Annotated in this window: 3 protein-coding genes; all 3 read left to right on the top strand. The window is 61.6% G+C overall.

What is annotated here, in order from left to right:
• On the top strand, nt 1–270 hold a 270-nt coding region (locus tag JNL55_RS20535), incomplete at its 5' end, for a hypothetical protein (RefSeq protein ID WP_293858089.1).
• Nucleotides 271–331: 61 nt separating this feature from the next.
• Nucleotides 332–1351 carry a cell division protein ZipA C-terminal FtsZ-binding domain-containing protein gene (locus tag JNL55_RS20530; RefSeq protein ID WP_293858087.1) on the top strand — a complete coding sequence of 340 codons (1020 nt, stop codon included), beginning with the start codon at nt 332–334 and terminating at the stop codon, nt 1349–1351.
• A partial coding sequence (gene ligA / locus JNL55_RS20525) for an NAD-dependent DNA ligase LigA (RefSeq protein ID WP_293858085.1) occupies nt 1348–2498 on the top strand: 1151 nt, incomplete at its 3' end. The genes JNL55_RS20530 and ligA, both read left to right, overlap by 4 nt.

Here is a 2498-nt window from a genome sequence, read left to right as displayed (position 1 = left end):
GTGGCCTTGGTGTTCTCGATTTTCGAATTGAATCCGGCCCCGTTCTGTTTGCTGGACGAGGTGGACGCGCCGCTCGACGAAGCCAACGTCGGCCGCTTCTGCAACACCGTCAAGGAAATGTCCGAGCGCGTGCAGTTCATTTTCATCACTCACAACAAGACCACGATGGAACTGGCCACGCAGCTGGTGGGCGTGACCATGAACGAGCCGGGCGTGTCGCGCCTGGTGGCGGTCGACGTCGACGAAGCGGTGCGCCTGGCAGCAATGTAATGGTGGCGCTGTATTGGCCTAGATGTAGGTTCGATAACGAATAAGCGGGCACGCGGACTGCATGAGCGAGTTGCGTTGGATTCTGATCGGCTTCGGTATCGTGTTGCTCGCAGGTATTTATCTGTGGGGGCGGCGAGGCTCGGCTGCGGTTGACGAAGACGTGGCGATGCGCAGTCGCCCGGAGCCGTCGTTACAACCTCACGGCTTCAGCGACTCGCGTCGTGAGCCGGCGTACGAGCGGGACGAAGTTGCCTCTTACGAAGAGCCGGAGTACGAAGTCGAGCAAGCCGATGACGATACCGGCAGCGTAGCGCTCGACGACGACTACGAAGAAACGGCGGTGCGACCGGTGCGCCCTCGGGCCGAACCGCTGGCCGAAAGCCGCGTCGAGCGTGCGGCACGAGCCGAGCCGTCGCGAACGGTGGCTAGAGAAGTCGCGCCTGCGACTGACGATGAGCCGCCGCGATCCATCCCTGATTTTCGTCGCGGTCGAGTCGAGCCGACGTTGGGCACCGACTCGGTCACCGAAGAGTTGCCGGTGTCGGCGGCGCCGGTGACACCCGCGGCGACAACTGCTCCGACCTTGTCTTCCAGCGAAACGTCGTCGCTACGTCGCTCATCCGAGCGTCGCAAGATTCTGTCGCTGCGCTTGAGCGTGGCTCCGCAGAAGATCGAAGGCGCCAAGCTGCAGGAAGTGTTGCAGGAAGAACTGCTCGCTCTCGGCAAGTACGACGTGTTCCATCGCACGCACAGCGATGGCCAGAGCATCTTCAGCATTGCCAGCATGGTGGAGCCGGGCACGTTCGATGCGGAGAAGATGCCCGAGACCTTGTATCCGGGCGTCACTCTGTTTGCGCAATTGCCTGGCCCAGTGCCGGGCATGCATGCACTCAACGAATTGGTGGCTTGTGCTCGCCGTCTGCATCAGACGCTGGGCGGGGTGCTTCAGGACGATCGCGGTGTGCCGTTGACAGTGCATCGGATCGAGCGCATGAAACAGGAAGTGCGGGATTTCGAGCGGCCACCGCCGGGCGCCAGCACGCGTTCGTCTGCCAGTAGATCCGAGGGTTATCAGGAGTGACGCGACGTTCGCCGGCGGCGCGCGCAGAGGATCTGCGTCGCCAGCTGGAGCATCATAACTATCGCTATTACGTGCTCGACGATCCGGAAGTCTCCGACGCCGAGTACGACCGCCTGCTCAACGAACTGAAACAACTCGAGGCGGACCATCCCGACCTGATCACGCCCGATTCGCCCACGCAGCGCGTGGGTGCGACACCGGTCAGCGAGCTGCAGGAAGTGCAGCACACCACGCCGATGCTGTCGCTCGACAACGCATTCACCGACGACGAGCTGACCGCCTTCGATCGCCGCGTGCGCGAACGTCTGGAAACCGATAAGGCCATCGAGTACGTCGCCGAGCCTAAACTCGACGGCTTGGCCATCAGCTTTCGGTACGAGAACGGCAAGCTGGTACGAGCCGCGACTCGCGGCGATGGCATGAAAGGCGAAGACGTGACTCACAACGTCCGCACCATCAAGGCCGTGCCGACTCAGCTGCGCGGTAAAGCTCCTGATGTGATCGATGTGCGCGGCGAAGTGTTCATGACGCTCGCTGGTTTCAAAGCGATGAATCAGCGCGCGCTGGAGAAGGGCGACAAAGTCTTCGTCAATCCACGCAACGCAGCTGCTGGCACGATTCGTCAGCTCGACCCGCGTCTCACGGCAAGTCGACCGCTCGACGTGTTTTTCTACGCGGTCGGCGAACATGGCAATTGGAAACTTCCCGCCAAACACAGCGAAGTGCTGGAGCAACTGCGCGAGTGGAATCTCAAAGTCTCGCCGCTGGTGAAAGTGGTGCAGGGCGTGGAAGGCTGCTTGGAGTACTACCGAGACATCGGTGAGAAACGCGGCTCACTCAAGTACGAGATCGATGGCGTCGTCTACAAGGTCAACAAGTTCGCTCAACAGCGCGATCTCGGTTTCGTCGCTCGCGCGCCGCGTTGGGCCATCGCACACAAATTCCCGGCTCACGAAGAGAACACGATCGTCAAAGACGTGGAGTTTCAAGTCGGTCGCACTGGCGCGCTGACGCCGGTCGCGCGCCTCGAGCCCATCTTTGTCGGCGGCGTAACCGTGAGTAACGCCACGCTTCACAACATGGACGAGGTGCAACGTAAGGACGTGCAGATCGGCGACACGGTGGTGATCCGTCGCGCCGGCGATGT

Origin of the sequence: Steroidobacter sp. (assembly GCF_016790065.1) — a bacterium.
GTDB lineage: Bacteria > Pseudomonadota > Gammaproteobacteria > Steroidobacterales > Steroidobacteraceae > Steroidobacter.
Note: the sequence above shows the minus strand (reverse complement) of the source record. Positions and strands in the feature narration are given on the sequence as shown.